Genomic DNA, 571 nt, shown 5'->3' with positions numbered 1-571 from the left:
AGAAACAAAAATTCATAATGCAAAAGCACACTCAAAACCCTGTATATCAAAAAACATAACAAAATACATTACTACAATAAATCAACATTAGATGAGTGTATAAAAATGCTTTAAAATCATATTTTGAGAACACAACCACCTAATAGCCTTACACTTAATACATATGACCATTGAAATAAATCAACAAAATTCCGCTCTTCATTGACAAAAGTGATAACAAGTGAATTATTATAGTAATGTTTACTCTGTCAGAGCAGTAGCACTCCCCCTTAGTGAATATGGTAATATACGATTTAAAACTCAATAAAATGTTTTAACATGCTGGTCATAGCTTATCAAAAATATGTGTATCTTCGTTACACAGATATTTTATGTAGAATCTGTGTATTCGAAGGGAAAACCAAACTAAAAATATTTATGGGAGCTATCCCCTTCACTTACACCAGGGATCCTTTTGCATTTTCACGCGCGCTTCGGCGCGCTGCTTCATTTCTCATCTCCCTTTTAGCTCATCATCAAGTACCCCTCCCCCAGCAGATATGGTATTTTTTCCCCGCCTCCGCAGCACAGG

General features: G+C 35.2%; 1 protein-coding gene. It reads left to right on the top strand.

Annotation, left to right across the window (positions count from 1 at the left end):
* Positions 1 to 318 precede the first annotated feature (318 nt).
* Positions 319 to 571: hypothetical protein (locus tag J5224_RS34355; protein WP_264629307.1), on the top strand; the 253-nt coding region annotated here is incomplete at its 3' end.

The sequence above is a fragment of the Candidatus Symbiopectobacterium sp. NZEC135 genome (assembly GCF_025962695.1).
The sequence above is the reverse complement of the archived record's forward strand: the minus strand, read 5'-3'. Positions and strand labels throughout refer to the sequence as shown.